Source organism: Methylobacillus methanolivorans (genome assembly GCF_054588515.1).
On record NZ_BAAILT010000005.1, the window covers coordinates 207,973 to 225,564 of the forward strand.

Annotated in this window: 16 protein-coding genes; all 16 read right to left on the minus strand. The window is 55.6% G+C overall.

Going from position 1 to position 17,592, the window contains the following annotated elements:
• Positions 1-46: 46 nt before the first annotated feature.
• Positions 47-1,210, minus strand: coding sequence for a cell division protein FtsZ (gene ftsZ, locus LG202_RS13775; RefSeq protein WP_230348958.1), 1,164 nt, complete (start codon positions 1,208-1,210; stop codon positions 47-49).
• An 88-nt stretch (positions 1,211-1,298) separates the two neighbouring features.
• On the minus strand, positions 1,299-2,537 hold the full coding sequence (gene ftsA, locus LG202_RS13780) for a cell division protein FtsA (protein WP_230348959.1): 1,239 nt from the start codon (positions 2,535-2,537) through the stop codon (positions 1,299-1,301).
• 25 nt (positions 2,538-2,562) lie between these two features.
• Positions 2,563-3,294, minus strand: coding sequence for a cell division protein FtsQ/DivIB (locus LG202_RS13785; protein ID WP_230348960.1), 732 nt, complete (start codon positions 3,292-3,294; stop codon positions 2,563-2,565).
• Positions 3,284-4,192: a D-alanine--D-alanine ligase gene (locus tag LG202_RS13790; RefSeq protein WP_230348961.1), complete on the minus strand. Its 909-nt coding sequence runs from the start codon at positions 4,190-4,192 to the stop codon at positions 3,284-3,286. Before LG202_RS13790 ends, LG202_RS13785 begins: the two co-directional genes overlap by 11 nt.
• Entirely contained in the window at positions 4,185-5,075 is an 891-nt protein-coding gene (murB, locus tag LG202_RS13795) for a UDP-N-acetylmuramate dehydrogenase (RefSeq protein ID WP_230348962.1), read from the minus strand. Before murB ends, LG202_RS13790 begins: the two co-directional genes overlap by 8 nt.
• Complete coding sequence (gene murC, locus LG202_RS13800; protein WP_230348963.1) at positions 5,072-6,499, minus strand: UDP-N-acetylmuramate--L-alanine ligase; 1,428 nt, start codon at positions 6,497-6,499, stop codon at positions 5,072-5,074. Before murC ends, murB begins: the two co-directional genes overlap by 4 nt.
• Entirely contained in the window at positions 6,496-7,602 is a 1,107-nt protein-coding gene (gene murG / locus LG202_RS13805) for an undecaprenyldiphospho-muramoylpentapeptide beta-N-acetylglucosaminyltransferase (RefSeq protein WP_230348964.1), read from the minus strand. The genes murC and murG overlap by 4 nt, the downstream gene beginning before the upstream one ends.
• The gene (gene ftsW / locus LG202_RS13810; RefSeq protein ID WP_459725011.1) at positions 7,599-8,777 is read right to left on the minus strand and encodes a putative lipid II flippase FtsW; all 1,179 of its coding nucleotides are present in this window, start codon (positions 8,775-8,777) and stop codon (positions 7,599-7,601) included. The genes murG and ftsW overlap by 4 nt, the downstream gene beginning before the upstream one ends.
• A complete protein-coding gene (gene murD, locus LG202_RS13815) occupies positions 8,774-10,135 on the minus strand; it encodes a UDP-N-acetylmuramoyl-L-alanine--D-glutamate ligase (protein ID WP_230348965.1) in 1,362 nt (453 codons plus the stop codon). The genes ftsW and murD overlap by 4 nt, the downstream gene beginning before the upstream one ends.
• Before the next feature lie 18 nt (positions 10,136-10,153).
• On the minus strand, positions 10,154-11,239 hold the full coding sequence (gene mraY, locus LG202_RS13820; protein ID WP_230348966.1) for a phospho-N-acetylmuramoyl-pentapeptide-transferase: 1,086 nt from the start codon (positions 11,237-11,239) through the stop codon (positions 10,154-10,156).
• Complete coding sequence (locus LG202_RS13825; protein WP_230348967.1) at positions 11,229-12,593, minus strand: UDP-N-acetylmuramoyl-tripeptide--D-alanyl-D-alanine ligase; 1,365 nt, start codon at positions 12,591-12,593, stop codon at positions 11,229-11,231. The genes mraY and LG202_RS13825 overlap by 11 nt, the downstream gene beginning before the upstream one ends.
• On the minus strand, positions 12,590-14,014 hold the full coding sequence (locus LG202_RS13830) for a UDP-N-acetylmuramoyl-L-alanyl-D-glutamate--2,6-diaminopimelate ligase (protein WP_230348968.1): 1,425 nt from the start codon (positions 14,012-14,014) through the stop codon (positions 12,590-12,592). Before LG202_RS13830 ends, LG202_RS13825 begins: the two co-directional genes overlap by 4 nt.
• On the minus strand, positions 14,011-15,765 hold the full coding sequence (locus LG202_RS13835; RefSeq protein ID WP_230348969.1) for a peptidoglycan D,D-transpeptidase FtsI family protein: 1,755 nt from the start codon (positions 15,763-15,765) through the stop codon (positions 14,011-14,013). The genes LG202_RS13830 and LG202_RS13835 overlap by 4 nt, the downstream gene beginning before the upstream one ends.
• A complete protein-coding gene (ftsL, locus tag LG202_RS13840) occupies positions 15,762-16,025 on the minus strand; it encodes a cell division protein FtsL (RefSeq protein WP_459725015.1) in 264 nt (87 codons plus the stop codon). The genes LG202_RS13835 and ftsL overlap by 4 nt, the downstream gene beginning before the upstream one ends.
• The gene (gene rsmH / locus LG202_RS13845) at positions 16,022-16,987 is read right to left on the minus strand and encodes a 16S rRNA (cytosine(1402)-N(4))-methyltransferase RsmH (protein ID WP_230348970.1); all 966 of its coding nucleotides are present in this window, start codon (positions 16,985-16,987) and stop codon (positions 16,022-16,024) included. The genes ftsL and rsmH overlap by 4 nt, the downstream gene beginning before the upstream one ends.
• Positions 16,984-17,430, minus strand: a complete 447-nt coding sequence (gene mraZ, locus LG202_RS13850) for a division/cell wall cluster transcriptional repressor MraZ (protein ID WP_230348971.1) — start codon at positions 17,428-17,430, stop codon at positions 16,984-16,986. Before mraZ ends, rsmH begins: the two co-directional genes overlap by 4 nt.
• Positions 17,431-17,592 lie beyond the last annotated feature (162 nt).

Genomic DNA, 17,592 nt, shown 5'->3' on the forward strand with positions numbered 1-17,592 from the left:
ACCTGAGCAGGCAGCCAGCCTCACCATGCCTGTGCAGGCTTATTGCTTAGTCAGCCTGCTTGCGCAGGAATGCAGGAATATCATATTCCTCCACGCCTGACATCTTCATGGCTTCCACTTGGGCACGACGGCCATTGGAACTGAATACTGCAGGGCCTTCGTCATCCATGCCACCCATGTAGACAGGCTGGTTAGTCGTACCATCACGCACCTGGGTCATCACACGCAGCTCAGGCTTTTGTTGGCGACGTGCTACTGCACCATTCAAGCCAGTAGCCACCATGGTCACACGCAGGCCGTCACCGATGGACTCGTCAAATACGTTACCAACGATCACGGTGGCATCTTCAGCGGTGAATTCTTTGATGGTGTTCATCACATCGTAGTACTCCTTCATCTTGAAGGAAGTGCTTGCTGTAATGTTCACCAGCACGCCACGCGCATTGGCCAAGTTCACGTCTTCCAGCAATGGACTGGCAACCGCTTGCTCAGCAGCAATACGTGCGCGTTCGCTACCAGTTGCTGTAGCAGAACCCATCATCGCCATGCCCATTTCGGACATCACCGTACGTACGTCAGCAAAGTCGACGTTCACCATGCCTGGGCAATTGATGATTTCGGCAATACCTGATACGGCGTTGTGCAATACATCGTTTGCTGCCTGAAATGCTTCCAGGAATGGCACATCTTCACCCAACACTTGCATGAGCTTTTCATTGGGGATGATGATAAGAGAGTCGACGTGCTTGGAAAGTTCTTCCAGGCCTTCTTGTGCCACCTTGGTACGCTTGCCTTCAAAAGAGAATGGCTTGGTCACCACGGCAACAGTCAAGATGCCCATTTCCTTGGCAACTTCTGCAATGATAGGCGCTGCACCAGTGCCGGTACCACCACCCATACCAGCAGTGATGAATAGCATATCTGCGCCATCAATGATCTCGGCGATACGGTCACGGTCTTCCAGCGCAGCCTCGCGACCAATTTCTGGCTTGGCACCAGCCCCCAGGCCCTTGGTGATGTCAGTACCAATTTGCAATACCGTCTTGGCCTGGCTCTTTTTCAAGGCCTGCATATCGGTATTCGCGCAAATGAATTCCACGCCGCCAACTTCCTTGGCAATCATGTGTGCCACGGCATTACCACCGCAACCACCCACGCCTATCACTTTGATCACGGCCTCTTGTGAGTCCCTGTCCATAATCTCAAACATGTTAAATTCCTCCAAAGTTACGTCTGCCTAAACTCGAAAAAAGCACTATTGCTTGCACACAATCGCTTACAAACACGCTACTTAACTACTAGAAATTACCCTGGAACCAACTCTTCATCCGGCTCAACACCTGGCTGAAAGAATTGGATTCCATCTGTCCCTGGAGCTGACGTTCCACTTGCTGCTGTCCCATCAATACCAGTCCCACCCCGGTGGCATACCTCGGATTACCTACCACCTCGGACAAACCTCCCACATTGCGCGGCATGCCAAGGCGCACCGGCATGTGGAAAATCTCTTCACCCAGTTCCACCATCCCCTTCATAAGGGAGGAACCACCTGTAATCACAATGCCGGAGGCAATCATTTCCTCCATGCCGCTACGGCGCAATTCGCCGAGCACAAACTCATATAGCTCAACCACGCGCGGCTCGATGACCTCCGCCAAGGTCTGTACCGACAATTGACGCGGGTCACGGCCATCAACTCCCGGCACTTCCACCACTTCGCGTGCATCGGCCAGCTGACGCAAGGCGCAGCCATGCTTGATCTTGATCTCTTCTGCGGATTGGGTCGGCGTGCGGAACGCCACAGCCACATCATTAGTGATCTGGTCACCCGCGATCGGCACCACGGCGGTATGGCGGATCGCGCCCTGCTTGAACACGGCAATGTCGGTTGTGCCGCCGCCAATATCCACCAGGCACACGCCCAGTTCTTTTTCATCTTCAGTCAATACCGCCAGGCTGGATGCCAGCGGTTGCAGGATAAGATCGCTCACTTCCAGGCCACAACGCTTGATGCACTTGACGATGTTCTGCGCAGCAGAAACAGCGCCGGTGACAATATGTACCTTGACCTCCAGCTTCATACCGCTCATGCCCAGGGGCTCACGTACGTCTTCCTGGCCATCGATAATGAATTCCTGCGTGAGGATATGCAGGATCTGCTGATCAGATGGCAAGGCGATCGCCCGCGCAGTCTCGATCACGCGATCCACATCCATCTGCGTCACTTCGGCATCCTTGATTTTCACCATGCCGTGCGAATTGAGGCTCTTGATATGCGAGCCTGCAATGCCGGTGAATACGGTACTGATCTTGCAATCAGCCATGAGCTCAGCCTCTTCCAGCGCACGCTGGATCGCCTGTACGGTGGAGTCGATATTCACCACCACGCCCTTCTTCAAACCGCGCGAAGTGTTTTGCCCCAAGCCGATGACCTTGAGACTACCATCCAGCTGTAGCTCGGCCACAATCGCGACGATCTTCGAGGTGCCAATATCCAGCCCGACTATCAGGTTCTTATCTTCCCGGACCCTGCTCATTTATTTCTCCAATTTTCCATAGTACTCAGGCTGCTCCTGTCTTGCGTTTTGGCGGCAATCCCTCAGGCTTGCGCACGGCAAACCCGTTGGGATAGCGCAAATCGGCGTAGCTGATTGCCACTTTCAGCCCGCCCAATGTCTGTTTGTAAACGCTGGCAAACTTCTGCAAACGCGTTTCCATATCTTCACGGCCCAGTTCAATCACCATGCCGCTGTTGGTCTTGATCTGCCAGGCGCGGCGCGGGGTCAATGCCAGCTGCGCGATATGCATGCCAGTGCTTGTCCCCAATATCTGGCTATACACGCCATATTGCTTGGCCACTTCCGCCACACCATCGCCAGGCCCGTAGAACACCGGCAAATCACTATCCGACGCTGCATGGAACAACTCGCCATAGGTGTTCACCAAGGCAATATTGCCCCAGCGCGCCAGTTCCTTTTGCTCTTCAACCACCACTTCCAGCCGGTCTGGCCAGCGCTTGCGCACGCTGACCTTGCGTGCCCACGGCAGCTTCTGGAAGGCATCCCTGGCCTTCACCACATCCACCGTGAAGAAATTACCCTGCAAGTGCCTATCGACGATGAACTTGATCTGCTCACGCGTCACATGGTCCAGCTTGCCTTCCACCCGCACTTCCTTGAGCGGGAAAATCGGCAGGTGCACAACGACATACACCAGCCCGTACAAAAACATGACTGCCGCCAGTGCATTCAGCAGGTTCGCGATCCAGTTGAGGACGCGCGGCTTATCCCACATGCGCTAGCTCCAACACCTTGAGCACCAGTTCATCGAAACTCAGCCCAATCGCCCTGGCACCCATGGGCACCAAGCTATGGTCCGTCATGCCAGGCGACGTATTCACCTCGAGGAAATAATGCTTCCCGGCTTCATCCATGAGGAAATCCACCCGGCCCCAGCCTTGTCCGCCTACCACGCGGAACGCCTGCAAGGCCTCAGCCTTGATTTTTTCTTCCAGCACAGCATCAAGGCCACATGGGCAGAGATATTGGGTATCGTCGCGCAGGTATTTAGCCTCGTAGTCATAGAACTCGTTGGCAGGCACAATACGGATCACCGGCAACACCTGGTCACCGAGAATGCCCACGGTATATTCGCCGCCGCCAACAAACTGCTCAGCAATGACCAAAGGGTCAGACTTGGCAGCCAGTTCATAAGCCGCCTGAAGACCGCCAGCCGCCTTAACCTTGCTGATTCCAATGCTGGAGCCTTCATTGGCAGGCTTCACGAATAATGGCAAACCCAAGCGCTGCTCTATCGCCGCAAAATCGCTATCGGCATTCACTAATTCAAATTCCGGCGTCACAACTCCGGCAGCACGCCACAGCAGCTTGGTGCGCCATTTATCCATGCCCACGCTGGAAGCCATCACGCCGCTGCCGGTATAGGGGATCCCCATCAACTCGAGTGCGCCCTGGATAGTGCCGTCCTCGCCATAGCGACCATGCAAGGCAATAAACACACGATCAAACGCTTTCAGTTCGCTCAGTTCACGCTCTGCAGGATCAAACGCATGGGCATCTACGCCTCCGCGCAACAAGGCCGCCAGCACGGCTGCACCGCTTTTTAGCGATACCTCGCGCTCACCGGACTTGCCGCCAAACAGCACGGCTACCTTGCCGAAACTCCTACTCATGCCCATCTTCTCCAATCACTCTCACTTCTGGATGCAGTGCCACGCCCTGCTGTTGCTTCACCACTGCCTGCACATGCAGGATCAGCTGCTCAATATCCTTTGCCGTTGCTTCGCCTTGGTTGACGATGAAATTGGCATGTTTCTCCGACACCTCTGCACCGCCTATGCGATAGCCCTTCAAGCAGCTCGCCTCTATGAGTCGCGCGGCATGATCACCCGGCGGGTTGCGGAACACCGACCCTGCATTGGGCAAGTTGAGCGGCTGTGTCGCCAAGCGCCTCGCCAGCAATTGCTTGATCTTTGCTTCAGCCTCCGTTGCATCGCCATCAGCCAAGCGAAACCAAGCGGCCACGAACCACTCATCTGCCACCGGCATGTCTACATGGCGATAAGCTGTGCTAAATGCCTGGTGATTGCGCTCATGCAGCTCGCCAGCGCGGTCTATGGTCAACACACGCTCGACGATTTCCCATGTTTCGCCACCATGGCAGCCAGCATTCATTGCCAGAGCACCACCCACGGTGCCTGGAATCCCCGCCATGAACTCCGCACCATGCAAATGCTGGCGTGCAGCAAACCTGGCAAGCTTGGCACTAGTGACACCCGCCTCGGCATAGACCAGACCGTGATCCTGATGCAGTGCAGTCAACGCTCCATGCATCAGGATTACAGTGCCCCTGACACCACCGTCGCGCACCAGCAGATTAGAACCCAGGCCAATGAAATACAGTGGCTCGCCCGCAGGCAGGCCAGACAGAAACTGTTGCAAATCGTCGAGGCTGGCTGGTACATACAGGCGATCAGCCGCACCACCCGTGCGCCAGCTGGTATAGCGCGCCAGCGACTCGTCATGCAGCAACTTGCCTGTCACGACAGTCGTCATGGCTGCACAGCCTCCAGAGCCATCGGCTGTACAGAGGCCATTTCTTTGGTCTTTGCCGCCACCTGTCCAATAGAACCTGCCCCCATGACGATCACTACGTCACCATCCTGCGCCATGTCGAGAATGGCTTGCGGCAACTCCTGCGGCGTATCAACGAACAGGGGCTCAACCTTGCCCGCAACCCGGATCGCACGCACCAATGAACGACCATCAGCCGCCACAATCGGTGCCTCGCCTGCGGAATACACTTCGGTCAACAGCACCACGTCCGCCCCGGACAGCACTTTGACGAAATCCTCGAAGCAATCACGAGTACGGGTGTAGCGATGCGGCTGAAAAGCCAGCACCAGCCTGCGCCCAGGGAAGGCATCGCGTGCCGCAGCAATCACCGCATTCATTTCGACCGGGTGATGTCCATAATCGTCAATCAGGGTGAAGCGGCCGCGATCTTTAGCTGGCACTTCACCGTAGCGCTCGAAACGACGACCCACGCCTTTGAACTCGGCGAGGGCTTTGACAATCGCGGCATCAGGCACATTAAGTTCGCTTGCTACGGCAATGGCCGCCAGCGCATTCAACACGTAATGCTTGCCCGGCAGGTTGAGCGTGACATCAAACGTGGTGGTCACGCCATTGATGCGGCTCACGGTGAAATGCATGCGGCCATTCTCCGCACGCACATTGCTGCCACGGATACGCGCTTCCTCCGAGAAGCCATACGGCATCACCGGCTTGGAAACTTGCGGCAAGATGGCGCGGATATTCGGATCATCAATGCAAACCACGGCCATGCCATAGAACGGCAGGCGTTGCAGGAATTCGACAAAGGCCCCCTTGAGGCGCTCGAAATCGTGACCATAAGTATCCATATGGTCGGCATCGATATTGGTAACCACGGAGATGATGGGGGTCAGGTGCAGGAAGGAAGCATCGGACTCATCGGCCTCGGCCACAATGAACTCACCTGTGCCCAATCGTGCATTGCTGCCAGAAGCTTCCAGCCGCCCGCCAATGACAAAAGTGGGGTCCATCCCGGCCTCTGCAAGGATGCTGGCAATTAGGCTGGTAGTCGTGGTCTTGCCATGCGTACCGGCAATCGCAATGCCCTGGCGGAAGCGCATAAGCTCGGCCAGCATCAAGGCGCGCGGCACAATAGGGATACTGCGCTCGCGTGCTGCCACGACCTCAGGATTATCATCCTTGACCGCGCTGGAAATCACCACCACATCCGCTTGCCCCAGGTTTTCTGCCGCATGCCCCAAATGCAAGGTGGCACCAAAGCCAGCCAGTCTGCGTGTTGTCGCATTATCTGCCAGATCAGAGCCGCTCACGCTGAACCCCAGGTTAAGCAGCACCTCGGCGATACCGCTCATCCCAGAGCCGCCGATACCAACAAAATGTACTTGTTTTACTTTATGTTTCATGGGCGCGTCCCTCCCTGCACTGGCAGGGCAATACTTTCCAGTTCGTTGGCTATCGTCTCTGTTGCCTGTGGCCTTCCCAGCTCGCGCGCAGCTTGCGCAATGGTCAGCAAACGGCTGCGTGTTAACTCCTGCAACAAGCCAGCTAACCTTTGCGGCGTCATTTCCTGCTGCGGCAAATGAATCGCCGCATTGTGCTCAGCCATCCAGCGCGCGTTGTCGCGCTGATGTGAAGTTGTCGAAACCACCAGTGGCACCAGGATGCTGGCAACACCTGCGGTAGCCAACTCACTCACCGTGATAGCCCCGGCGCGGCATACCAGCACATCGGCTTGTGCATAGGCTCTGGCCATATCATCAATAAATGGCACCACATTGGCCTCTACCCCAGCTGCGGCATAAGCTGCACGCAAGGCATCAATATGCTGCGCACCAGATTGATGCGTCACCAGCGGACGCTGTTCGGCGGGCAACAGGGCCAAGGCCTTCGGTAAAGTGGCATTGAGCACTTGCGCCCCCAGACTGCCTCCCACCACCAACACATGCAGCGGGCCACTCCGTTGGGCGAAGCGTTGCTCTGGCGTTGCAATATTCATGATCTCGGCGCGTACCGGGTTACCTGTCACGCGTGCCTTGAATGCCATATCGCCCAATGAGATCGCGCCACCATCAAAACCAAACAACACACGGCGCGCATGCTTGACCAACGCACGATTCGACATCAATAAGGCTGCATCCGCGTTGACCAAAGCTAGTGGCACACCAGCCACACGCGCCGCCCAGCCTCCTGGCACAGTGACGTAGCCACCCATGCCAAGCACAACCTGCGGCTTCAATGTACGCATCAAGCGCCATGCAGACACTGTTGAACTGACCAAGCGGAACATACCCAACAGGCTATGCTTCCAGCCCTTGCCACGCAGGCCCGAGAACTGAAGCTGCGTCATCGGCAAGCCACTAGGCGGCACCAGGCGGTTTTCCATGCCATGCGTCGTGCCTAGCCAATGTACCGTCCAGCCGCGTGCCTGCATGGCCTTGGCGATGGCTAGTCCTGGCATCACGTGTCCACCTGTGCCTGCTGCCATGATGAGTAGGGTTTTGCTCATGCTGGCAATCCTTTTTGAAGACGCCTGTTTTCCCAATCAATACGCAGGAGAATTGCCAGGGCAATGCAATTCGCCAGAATGCCGCTACCGCCGAATGACAGCAGGGGCAAAGTCAGCCCCTTGGTAGGCAGCACGCCCATGTTCACGCCGATATTGATGATGCTTTGCACGCCTATCCACACGCCTATGCCTTGTGCAAGCAGGGCGGAGAAGTAGCGCTCATTAGCAACCGCTTCCTTGCCGATGCGGAAGGCACGGATCACCAACCAGGCAAACAGGCCAACCACCACCATGACACCGATAAAGCCCAGCTCCTCGGCAATCACCGCCATCAAGAAGTCAGTATGTGCTTCAGGCAAATACAGTAGTTTTTCCACGCTGGCACCCAGGCCAACGCCTAGCCACTCACCACGGCCAAAGGCAATTAAGGCATGCGACAGCTGGTAGCCCTTGCCGAATGGGTCGGCCCAGGGATCCATAAAGCCAATCACGCGCTGTAAGCGATATGGCGAACTCCAAATCAGGCCCACCACGGCCACCGGCAGCAACGCCACCAGTCCGCCAAAAATACGGCCATTAATCCCGCCCAGCCAAAGAATCGCCATCGAGATAGAAACGATCACGCTGAATGCGCCGAAATCAGGCTCGCGCAGCAGCAGCCAGCCCACCACCACCATGACGGCGACCATGGGCAGGAAGCCACGCTTGATGCTATCCATCACCTCGGCCTTGCGGATGGTGTAATCGGCTACATAAATCGCGGCAAACAGCTTCATGAATTCAGAGGGCTGCAAATTGATCACGAAGAGCGACAACCAGCGCTGGCTGCCATTGACGTTGCGCCCCACGCCGGGAACCAATACCAGCACTAACAGGAACAAGCCCAGCATGAATAGATAAGGGGCCATCTTCTGCCAGAAGCGCGTAGGCACCTGGAAGGCGACCAAGCCTGCCAGCAGGCTGATCACCAGGAATATGCTATGGCGCACAAGGAAATACGTGGGTTGATGCCCTGTCATCTTGTCAGCCTCGGCCAGCGCGATGGAGGCGGAATACACCATGACCAGGCCAATGCCCAGTAGGGACAAGACCACCCAGACCAATGCCTGGTCATAAGTGGAAGAGGATGAAGGCAGACGATCACGGCCACTGAGCATATACATCATGTTCTTCATGCCCGCACCTCACTCACTTGCAGGTCATGCACCGCCTGCACGAAAACCTCGGCACGGTGCACGTAATTGCGGAACATATCCAGACTGGCGCAGGCGGGAGATAGCAGCACGGCATCGCCTGGCTCGGCGAGGTTAAAAGCTTGCACCACGGCACTTTCAAGGCTGGCTGCAGGCTCAAGTTGCACTCCTGTATCCTGCAAGGCAGCAGCGATCAAGCCAGCATCGCGCCCGATCAAGACGACAGCACGTGCATGCTGAGCCACGGGGGCTTGCAATGGGCTGAAATCCTGCCCCTTGCCATCACCACCAGCAATCAGGACAACTTTGTTTGACAGTCCATTGAGTGCTGCGCAAGTAGCTCCAACATTGGTGCCCTTGGAATCATCATAGAACGAGACACCATCCACATCGGCCACCCACTGCACGCGATGCGGCAGGCCTGTGAAATCACGCAAGGCTTGCAAAGCCACGGTTTCATCAATATTTAGCGCACTGCATAACGCCAATGCAGCTAATGCGTTGGCTGCATTGTGCAAGCCAGCAATCTTGAGTTGTGAAACCGGCATCAATTGACGCTGGCCTTGTCCCAACCAGACATCACCCGCTTCGTGCAGCAAACCAAAGTCCTGATCACTAACAGGCACACCCAGGCCAAACGTCAGCTGATCTATGCCGTCAATCGCCATCTCGCGGCTCCAGACATCATCGGCATTGAGCACTTGCAGGCTGGCATGGGCAAAAATACGTGCCTTGGCATTGGCATAGGCCTGCATGCCTTCGTAACGATCCATGTGGTCTTCACTGATATTGAGCACCGTGGCTGCATCAGCCTGGAGACTATAAGTCGTTTCCAATTGAAAACTGGATAGCTCCAGCACATAAACCTCAGCAGCTTCATCCATGGCATCAAGCACGGGCAGGCCGATATTGCCTGCCACCACGGTTTTGAGGCCAGCAGCCTTGCATATTTCACCCACCAGCGTGGTAACAGTGCTTTTGCCGTTAGCCCCGGTAATGGCAATCACCTTGGCATGAGTCGACTTTGCCTGGGCAAATAGCTCAACATCACCTACAACCGGGACACCACGCGCGATAGCGGCCTGGATTTCAGGCTCAGCAACAGGAATACCCGGGCTGACCACGATCAACTCTGCATGTTCAAATGCCGCTGCAGTCAATGCACCCAAATGAATATTGAGCTCCGGAAACTCTTGCCTGATGCCCTCCAGGCCAGGCGGCGTTGTACGCGTGTCTGCAACGGACAGGCGCGCACCCTGGCGCGCAAGCCAGCGCAATGCCGACAGGCCGGTATTACCCAGCCCTAGCACCAGCACTTGTTTGTCCTTGAGTTGCAGCATATTGTCTTGACCGGCTTCTTATCTCAGCTTCAATGTAGAAAGACCAACCAGCACCAGCATCATGGTGATGATCCAAAACCTGACAACGACTTGCGTCTCTTTCCAGCCCTTAAGCTCATAGTGGTGGTGCAAAGGCGCCATGCGAAAAATCCGCTTGCCAGTGAGCTTGAATGAACCGACTTGCAACATCACTGAAATAGTTTCCATCACGAACACGCCCCCCATGATGAACAGCACGATTTCCTGACGCACGATCACGGCAACGGTGCCCAGTGCTGCCCCCAGTGCCAGCGCGCCAACATCCCCCATGAACACTTCTGCCGGGTAAGCGTTGAACCAGAGAAAGCCCAACCCAGCGCCACCGATGGCGGCACAGAACACGGCCAACTCCCCTGCGCCCGGGACATACGGCACACCAAGATACTTGGAGAAATACAGGTGGCCCGCCACATAGGCGAAAACGGCCAATGCACTCGCCACCATTACAGTTGGCATGATGGCGAGGCCATCCAGGCCATCAGTGAGGTTGACGGCATTGCTGGTGCCGACGATAACGAAATAAGTCAGGACGATGAAGCTCACCACGCCCAATGGCAGCACCAAATGCTTGAAGAATGGCACGATCAATTCGGTTTCAGCAGGCACCGTCGCGGTGTAAAACAAATAAACCGCGACACCCGCACCGATCAATGATTGCCAGAAGTATTTAGCCTTGGCGGACAAGCCCTTGGGGTTGCGGTAAACCACCTTGCGCCAATCATCCACCAGGCCAATCACACCGAACCCTAGGGTCGTGATCAGCACAACCCAGACAAAGCGATTGGTCAGGTCTGCCCAAAGCAAGGTCGAGACTGCAATCGCAATCAAGATCAATGCACCGCCCATGGTAGGTGTACCTGCCTTCACCAAGTGGGTTTGCGGGCCATCATCACGTACGGATTGGCCCACCTTGTATTCGGTCAACTTGCGAATCAGGGCAGGCCCGACTAGGAAAGAGATAGCCAATGCCGTCAATGTCGCAAGCACAGCACGCAAGGTGATGTAATTGAACACATTGAAGCCGCGAATATCCTGGGCCAGCCAGCGAGCGAGTTCAAGCAACATGATGGTTCTCCTTTTGTTCTTGCAGCAGGTCGACGACCCGCTCCATGCGCATAAAACGCGAGCCCTTGACCAGGACCGTGGTATCAGGTGCCAGTTCAGGCAGTAATGCTGTCGTCAGCGATTCAACCGTGTCATAGTGGCTAGCCCCGCTGCCATAAGCCTGGACTGCCTGCCCAGCCAATGCGCCCAATGCATACAAGCCATCCAGTCCGGCTGCCTTGGCATAAACTCCAAGCTCGGCATGTAATGCCTGCTCGTTCTCGCCAAGCTCACCCATATCGCCCATCACCAACAAGCGCTTGCCAGGCTGGCGGGCCAACACATCAACGGCGGCGCGCATAGAGGCAGGGTTAGCGTTGTAAGTGTCATCAATGATCAAGGCACCTTGCTGGCCGGGCTTACGCTGCAACCGCCCCTTGACGCCACCAAAGCCGCTTAGCCCCGTTGCGATTGCATCCAGCGATGCCCCGACGGATAACGCTGCGGCAGTGGCGGCCAATGCATTCCTAATATTGTGCAAACCTGGTACAGGCAAACGGAATGATTGCTCACCAGTTGGTGTAGATAAATGCACCTCGCTACCATCGGCCTCCAGCCTATATTCTGCCGTGACATCTGCGCCTGCATTGAGACCAAATGTGAGTACCTTGTGCCCAGCAGCCAATGTTTGCCAGAAACCTGCAAAGGCATCATCCATATTGATGACTGCCGTACCATCGACTACCAAGCCCTCGAAAATTTCACCTTTGGCTTTTGCCACACCTTCGACTGACCCCAGGCCACCAAGGTGCGCAGAGGTTGCGTTATTGATCAGAGCCACATCGGGGCAGCCAATCTGCGTGAGGTAACTAATCTCGCCAGCATGGTTCATGCCCATCTCCACCACGGCGTAACGGTGCGTTCCGCGCAAGCGCAGCAGGGTCAGTGGCAAGCCGAGATCATTATTGAGATTGCCTTGGGTTGCGAGCACGGCATCTTCCGAACCTGCCGCAACACGCAAGATAGCCGCCAGCATTTCCTTGACGCTGGTCTTGCCGTTGCTGCCGGTAATCGCCACCACAGGAATGCTGAATTTTTGTCGCCAATAAGCGGCCAGGCGACCAAGCGCCAAGCGTGTGTCATTCACCAAGACTGCAGGCAACGCATCAACCTCATGCGACAACAATACGGCTACCGCCCCCTGCTTCAATACATCGCGGGCATAATCATGGCCGTCAAAATGCTCTCCCTTGAGCGCAACAAACAATTGCCCGGCTTCCAGCTTACGGCTGTCGGTACCGACAGACTGAATCAGTACATCCTCTCCTAATAGGGTGCCGCCCGTCGCCTTAGCAATTTCAGACAAATACATCATGCCGCGACTCCCAGTGCACTAGCCGCCACGGCAGCATCGTTGAATGGATAGCGCACACCAGCGATTTCCTGGTAATCCTCATGGCCCTTGCCCGCAATCAGTACAACATCTCCTGCCTGGGCAGACTTGATTGCCTGGGCAATAGCGCGTTCGCGATCTGGCTCCACTTGCGCCAACCCATGTAAGCCTTTCACCACCTCATTGATGATCGCTGCTGGCTCTTCACTGCGCGGATTATCCGAAGTCACCACCACCTTATCTGCCAACCTTGATGCAACCTCCGCCATGAGTGGGCGCTTACCTTTATCTCTATCACCACCACAACCAAATACACAGACCAGCTCAGCCTTGGCTTGCTCGCGCAAGGCTAACAGTGCTTTTTCCAAGGCATCGGGCGTATGGGCATAATCCACCACCACCAGCGGTTGATCACCACCACCCAACTGCTGCATGCGGCCTGGTGCAGGACGAATATCAGCCAGCACACGCACGGCATCTTGTAACTCAACGCCTGAAGCCAGCAATGTCGCAAGCACCGCGAGCAGATTACTGGCATTGAAACGGCCCACCAGCTTGGCATGCACCGTTGCGGCACCTTGCGGGGTCTGCACTTGCATATGCAAACCATCTGCGTCGAAATAAAGATCATGTCCGCGTACATCGCCACCGCTCAAGCCATAGCTCAAGACTGGCTGACCGCGGGATTTAAGCTCGCTTAGCAGCTCCCGGCCAAACGCGTCATCCTGGTTGAGGATAGCCATTTGTAAACCGTCGACATTAAATAATTTGCGCTTAGCATCAGCGTAGCTGGCCATGTCGCCGTGATAATCTAGGTGGTCACGCGTAAGGTTGGTCAACACCGCTACCTTGAAGGCCACACCACTCACGCGGCCTTGATCCAGGCCGTGCGAAGACACTTCCATCGCTGCAACTTCAGCACCGGCTTGCAAGTAGTCTGCAAGCATGGCTTGCAAGTGGATAGGATCAGGTGTGGTATTAACAGCAACAGATAAAGCACCTGGGAAGCCATTACCCAACGTGCCAATCACAACTGCCTTGCGCTGCAAGGCATTGAATACCTGTGCGAGCCAGTGGCTGCAAGAGGTTTTGCCATTTGTGCCAGTCACACCTATCATCCAGAGCGTACGCGATGGATGACCGTAAAACTCCCCGGCAACTTGGCTTGCTTGCTGCCGCAGGCCAGAAATAGGCTGGTTGAGTACACTCCATGCAGGGTTCCAGTCAAAACCCTCCAGCTCCCAAAGTACGCCCGTAGCGCCTTGCGCAATGGCCTGCTCAATAAAGCAACGTCCATCGGCCTGTTCACCTGGATAAGCAAGAAACAGGTTGCCAGCCTTCACTTGGCGGCTATCAGAGGTAATACCAGTGAAATGGTTTACATCAAGGCTAGGCAGGCTCATACCACCTCCTTGATTTCAGGCAGATCATCTACCGGAATGACGACGTTATTGTTCGGTGCATCCTGCGGCACAGCCAGCATACGCAAAGCACCGGCCATTACCTTGCTGAATACCGGTGCAGCCACTGTACCACCGTAATACTTGCCGCCGCTTGGATCATCAATCATCACGGCAATGATCAGGCGCGGATTGGATGCGGGTGCAAACCCGACAAATGAAGACACATAATGATTAGCCTGGTAGCCACCTACGCCTGGCTTATGCGCTGTACCAGTCTTACCACCCACGCGATAGCCCAGCACCTGGGCCCGTGGCGCGGTGCCGCCAGGCATAATCACGGTTTCCATCATATCTTTTAAATGCCGTGCGCTTTCTGGCTTGTAGACTTGATGTCCTACTGGTGGCTCCTTGAGTTTGAGCAAAGATACCGGCAACACAGCGCCATCATTGGTGAATACCGTATAGGCACGCGCCAGTTGCAATAAAGTCAGGCTGATGCCATGCCCGTAGGACATGGTGGCCTGCTCAATCGGACGCCAGGTTTTGTAGTTGCGCAACTTCCCAGAAGCCTCCCCAGGGAAGCCAATACGCGTGGGAGAGCCAAAACCCACCTGGTTGTAAATGCTCCACATATAGTGTGGCTCCATGCTTAGCGCCATTTTGGCGGAGCCAATATTGGAGGATTTCTGTATGACCTGCGCCACCGTGAGCAAGCCTTGCGGGTGTGCATCACGAATGGTGGCAGTGCCAATCCGCATCGCGCCAGGCGAAGTCTCGATCAACGTACTGGGCTTGTAGCGCCCACTGTCCAAGGCAGCAGCAGCCGTGAAAGGCTTCAGCGTGGAGCCCGGCTCAAAGGTGTCGACAATGGCACGGTTACGTGATCGTCCGCCCGTCAGGTTCACAGGATTATTCGGGTTATAACTTGGGACATTAGCCATGGCCAACACTTCGCCAGTCTTGGCATCCAACACCACTGCAGAACCGGCTTTGGCCTTGTGTTCCTCCACCGCAGCCGCCAATTCCCGATAGGCCAGGTATTGGATCTTGCGATCAATAGACAACGTTAAATCATGACCATCCTGCGGCACCTTGACTGCCTCCAGGTCTTCGACGATACGACCTTGTCTATCCTTGATCACGCGGCGGCTACCCGCTTTGCCTGATAACCATTTTTGGGAATGCAGTTCAAAGCCTTCCTGGCCGTTATCATCAATGCCGGTAAATCCCACCAGGTGAGCAGTCACTTCACCAGCAGGGTAGTAACGCCGGTATTCACGCTGCATGAATACGCCAGGAATACCGATCCCCATCACTTGTGCGGCAAGCTCTGGAGGCAAACGTCGCTTGAGGTACACAAACTCGCGCTGCGTGTTATCAAACTTGGCTTTAACCACTTCCCGCTTGAGCTTGAGTATGGTCGCTAGCTTTGTCAGCTGCTCAGGTGTTGCCTTCACATCGGGCGGACTGGCCCAGATAGATTCAACCGGCGTGCTGATCGCCAGCGGCTCGCCATAGCGATCCGTAATCTTGCCACGATGCGCAGGCAAGCTCAGTAAGCGGCTGTAACGCGCATCGCCTTTTTGCTGCAAGAATGATTTATGCACACTTTGCAAATACACACTGCGCCCCAGCAGAACGGCAAAACCACCCAGCACCATCGCCAACAACAAACGGCGACGCCAAACTGGCAGCCTGACTACCACGCGTGGTTTAGAACCAACGCCACGGGTGCGCATCGCGTGCATCATGGTGCCACCACCTGTATACGAGCAGGATCAGGCACCTGCATATTCAGGCGCTTCTCAGCAATTCGCTCAATACGGGAATGCATGGCCCAGGTGCTTTGCTCCAACTGCAATTGCCCCCACTCAATCTCGTACTGCTTCGCCATTTCCTCTTGTTGCTGCAACTCGATATACAGCTTGCGCGCCTTGTGTTGTGACGTAATCACGCCTAGCGCCGCCACAATGACCACCAAGAAAAGGATCAGGTTGAGCTTCACCATCATTGCACCGCTGTTCTTTCCGCGACGCGCAGCACCGCGCTACGCGAGCGAGGGTTACGCTTCACCTCAGCTTCACTTGGGCGAATGGCACGACCAACCGCCACCAAGCGTGGCTGTGGCAAGTCCTTGGCACGTACCGGGAAATTGGCAGGCAAGTCGTCCCTGTCTTGCTCGGCACGCACAAAGCGCTTAACGATGCGATCCTCCAGTGAATGAAAACTGATCACAGCCAAGCGCCCTTGCGGAGCAAGCACAGATAAACACTGAGGAAGCGTCAGCGACAATTCCTCAAGCTCCTGATTGATGAAAATCCGTAGAGCTTGAAAGGTGCGCGTCGCCGGGTCTTGGCCAGGCTCGATTTTGGGGACCGCCCCTGCCACGATCTTGGCAAGTTGTCCGGTAGTGGAGATGACCATCCCTCCTGTGCGCTGCGCAACAATCGCCCTTGCAACCTGTTTAGCAAACCGTTCTTCACCATATTCCTTGATTACCCCCGTCAATTCCTGTTCAGTCGCCGTCGCAATAAACTCGGCGGCAGTCTGCCCACGACTTTGATCCATACGCATATCAAGCGGGCCATCAAACCTGAAGCTGAAGCCGCGCTCGCCCTCGTCGATCTGCGGAGAAGAAATCCCCAGATCAAGCAACACACCATCTACTCGTTGAATATTAAGATCTGCCAGAACTTGTGCCATGGCAGCAAAATGACTATGGACGATCGTGAATCGCGCATCCTGGATATTCCGCGCCGCCTCAATGGCAGCCAAATCACGATCCAACGCGATCAAATGCCCTTGCGACCCCAGTTGCTCCAGTATTTGGCGACTATGTCCGCCGCGACCAAACGTACCGTCGACATAAATGCCATCGGGCTTGATCGCCAGCGCCTCCACTGCCTCGTCCAACAAAACCGTTACATGCTGAGAAACCTGGGGAGCGGGTACATGGCGAATGCCTGCACTCACAGCGAGAAGCCCTCCAACTCGGCCGGCAACTCCATATTCTCGGCTGCCATCACTTGCTGCAACTGAGCGCGCCAAGCCTCCATCCCCCACAACTCGAAATGGCTACCCTGCCCCACCAGCATCACCTGCTTCTCCAGCCCGGCAAATTCCCGCAGCACCGGTGAAACCAGTAAACGACCAGCGCTATCCAGCTCGACATCCTCGGCAAAACCAACCAGCAACCGCTGCAAAGCACTGGATTGACGATCAAAACTGGAAAGTGCCATCACCTTGGACTGAATAGGCTCCCAAGAAGGCTGGGGATATAAAAGCAAGCAACGATGAGGATGCGCAGTCAGGACTAGACTGCCCTCACTTTGAGCGTGCAGGGCGTCACGGTGCTTGGCTGGCACAGCCAGCCTGCCTTTGGCATCCATATTCAAAGATGTCGCACCGCGAAACATGAGGCCCCTTTACCGGATACTGGCACCATTTCGCACAGGTGACAGCATGTTGTGTTAATGAAATCAGGAGTCGAGAATCGCCAACCGCCTGGAGATGAGCAATCAACTTTTGGCTGGCGATACCCCACAAAACTCCACTTTTCTCCACTAACACCCACTATA

Coding starts and splice junctions, on each gene's coding strand:
- murG (WP_230348964.1), bottom strand. CDS start 7,602: ATGAGCAAAACCCTACTCATCATGGCAGCAGGCACAGGTGGACACGTG.
- murD (WP_230348965.1), bottom strand. CDS start 10,135: ATGCTGCAACTCAAGGACAAACAAGTGCTGGTGCTAGGGCTGGGTAAT.
- mraY (WP_230348966.1), bottom strand. CDS start 11,239: ATGTTGCTTGAACTCGCTCGCTGGCTGGCCCAGGATATTCGCGGCTTC.
- LG202_RS13830 (WP_230348968.1), bottom strand. CDS start 14,014: ATGAGCCTGCCTAGCCTTGATGTAAACCATTTCACTGGTATTACCTCT.
- ftsL (WP_459725015.1), bottom strand. CDS start 16,025: ATGATGGTGAAGCTCAACCTGATCCTTTTCTTGGTGGTCATTGTGGCG.
- mraZ (WP_230348971.1), bottom strand. CDS start 17,430: ATGTTTCGCGGTGCGACATCTTTGAATATGGATGCCAAAGGCAGGCTG.
- LG202_RS13785 (WP_230348960.1), bottom strand. CDS start 3,294: ATGTGGGATAAGCCGCGCGTCCTCAACTGGATCGCGAACCTGCTGAAT.
- murC (WP_230348963.1), bottom strand. CDS start 6,499: ATGAAACATAAAGTAAAACAAGTACATTTTGTTGGTATCGGCGGCTCT.
- LG202_RS13825 (WP_230348967.1), bottom strand. CDS start 12,593: ATGATGTATTTGTCTGAAATTGCTAAGGCGACGGGCGGCACCCTATTA.
- ftsW (WP_459725011.1), bottom strand. CDS start 8,777: ATGAAGAACATGATGTATATGCTCAGTGGCCGTGATCGTCTGCCTTCA.
- murB (WP_230348962.1), bottom strand. CDS start 5,075: ATGACGACTGTCGTGACAGGCAAGTTGCTGCATGACGAGTCGCTGGCG.
- ftsA (WP_230348959.1), bottom strand. CDS start 2,537: ATGAGCAGGGTCCGGGAAGATAAGAACCTGATAGTCGGGCTGGATATT.
- LG202_RS13790 (WP_230348961.1), bottom strand. CDS start 4,192: ATGAGTAGGAGTTTCGGCAAGGTAGCCGTGCTGTTTGGCGGCAAGTCC.
- ftsZ (WP_230348958.1), bottom strand. CDS start 1,210: ATGTTTGAGATTATGGACAGGGACTCACAAGAGGCCGTGATCAAAGTG.
- LG202_RS13835 (WP_230348969.1), bottom strand. CDS start 15,765: ATGATGCACGCGATGCGCACCCGTGGCGTTGGTTCTAAACCACGCGTG.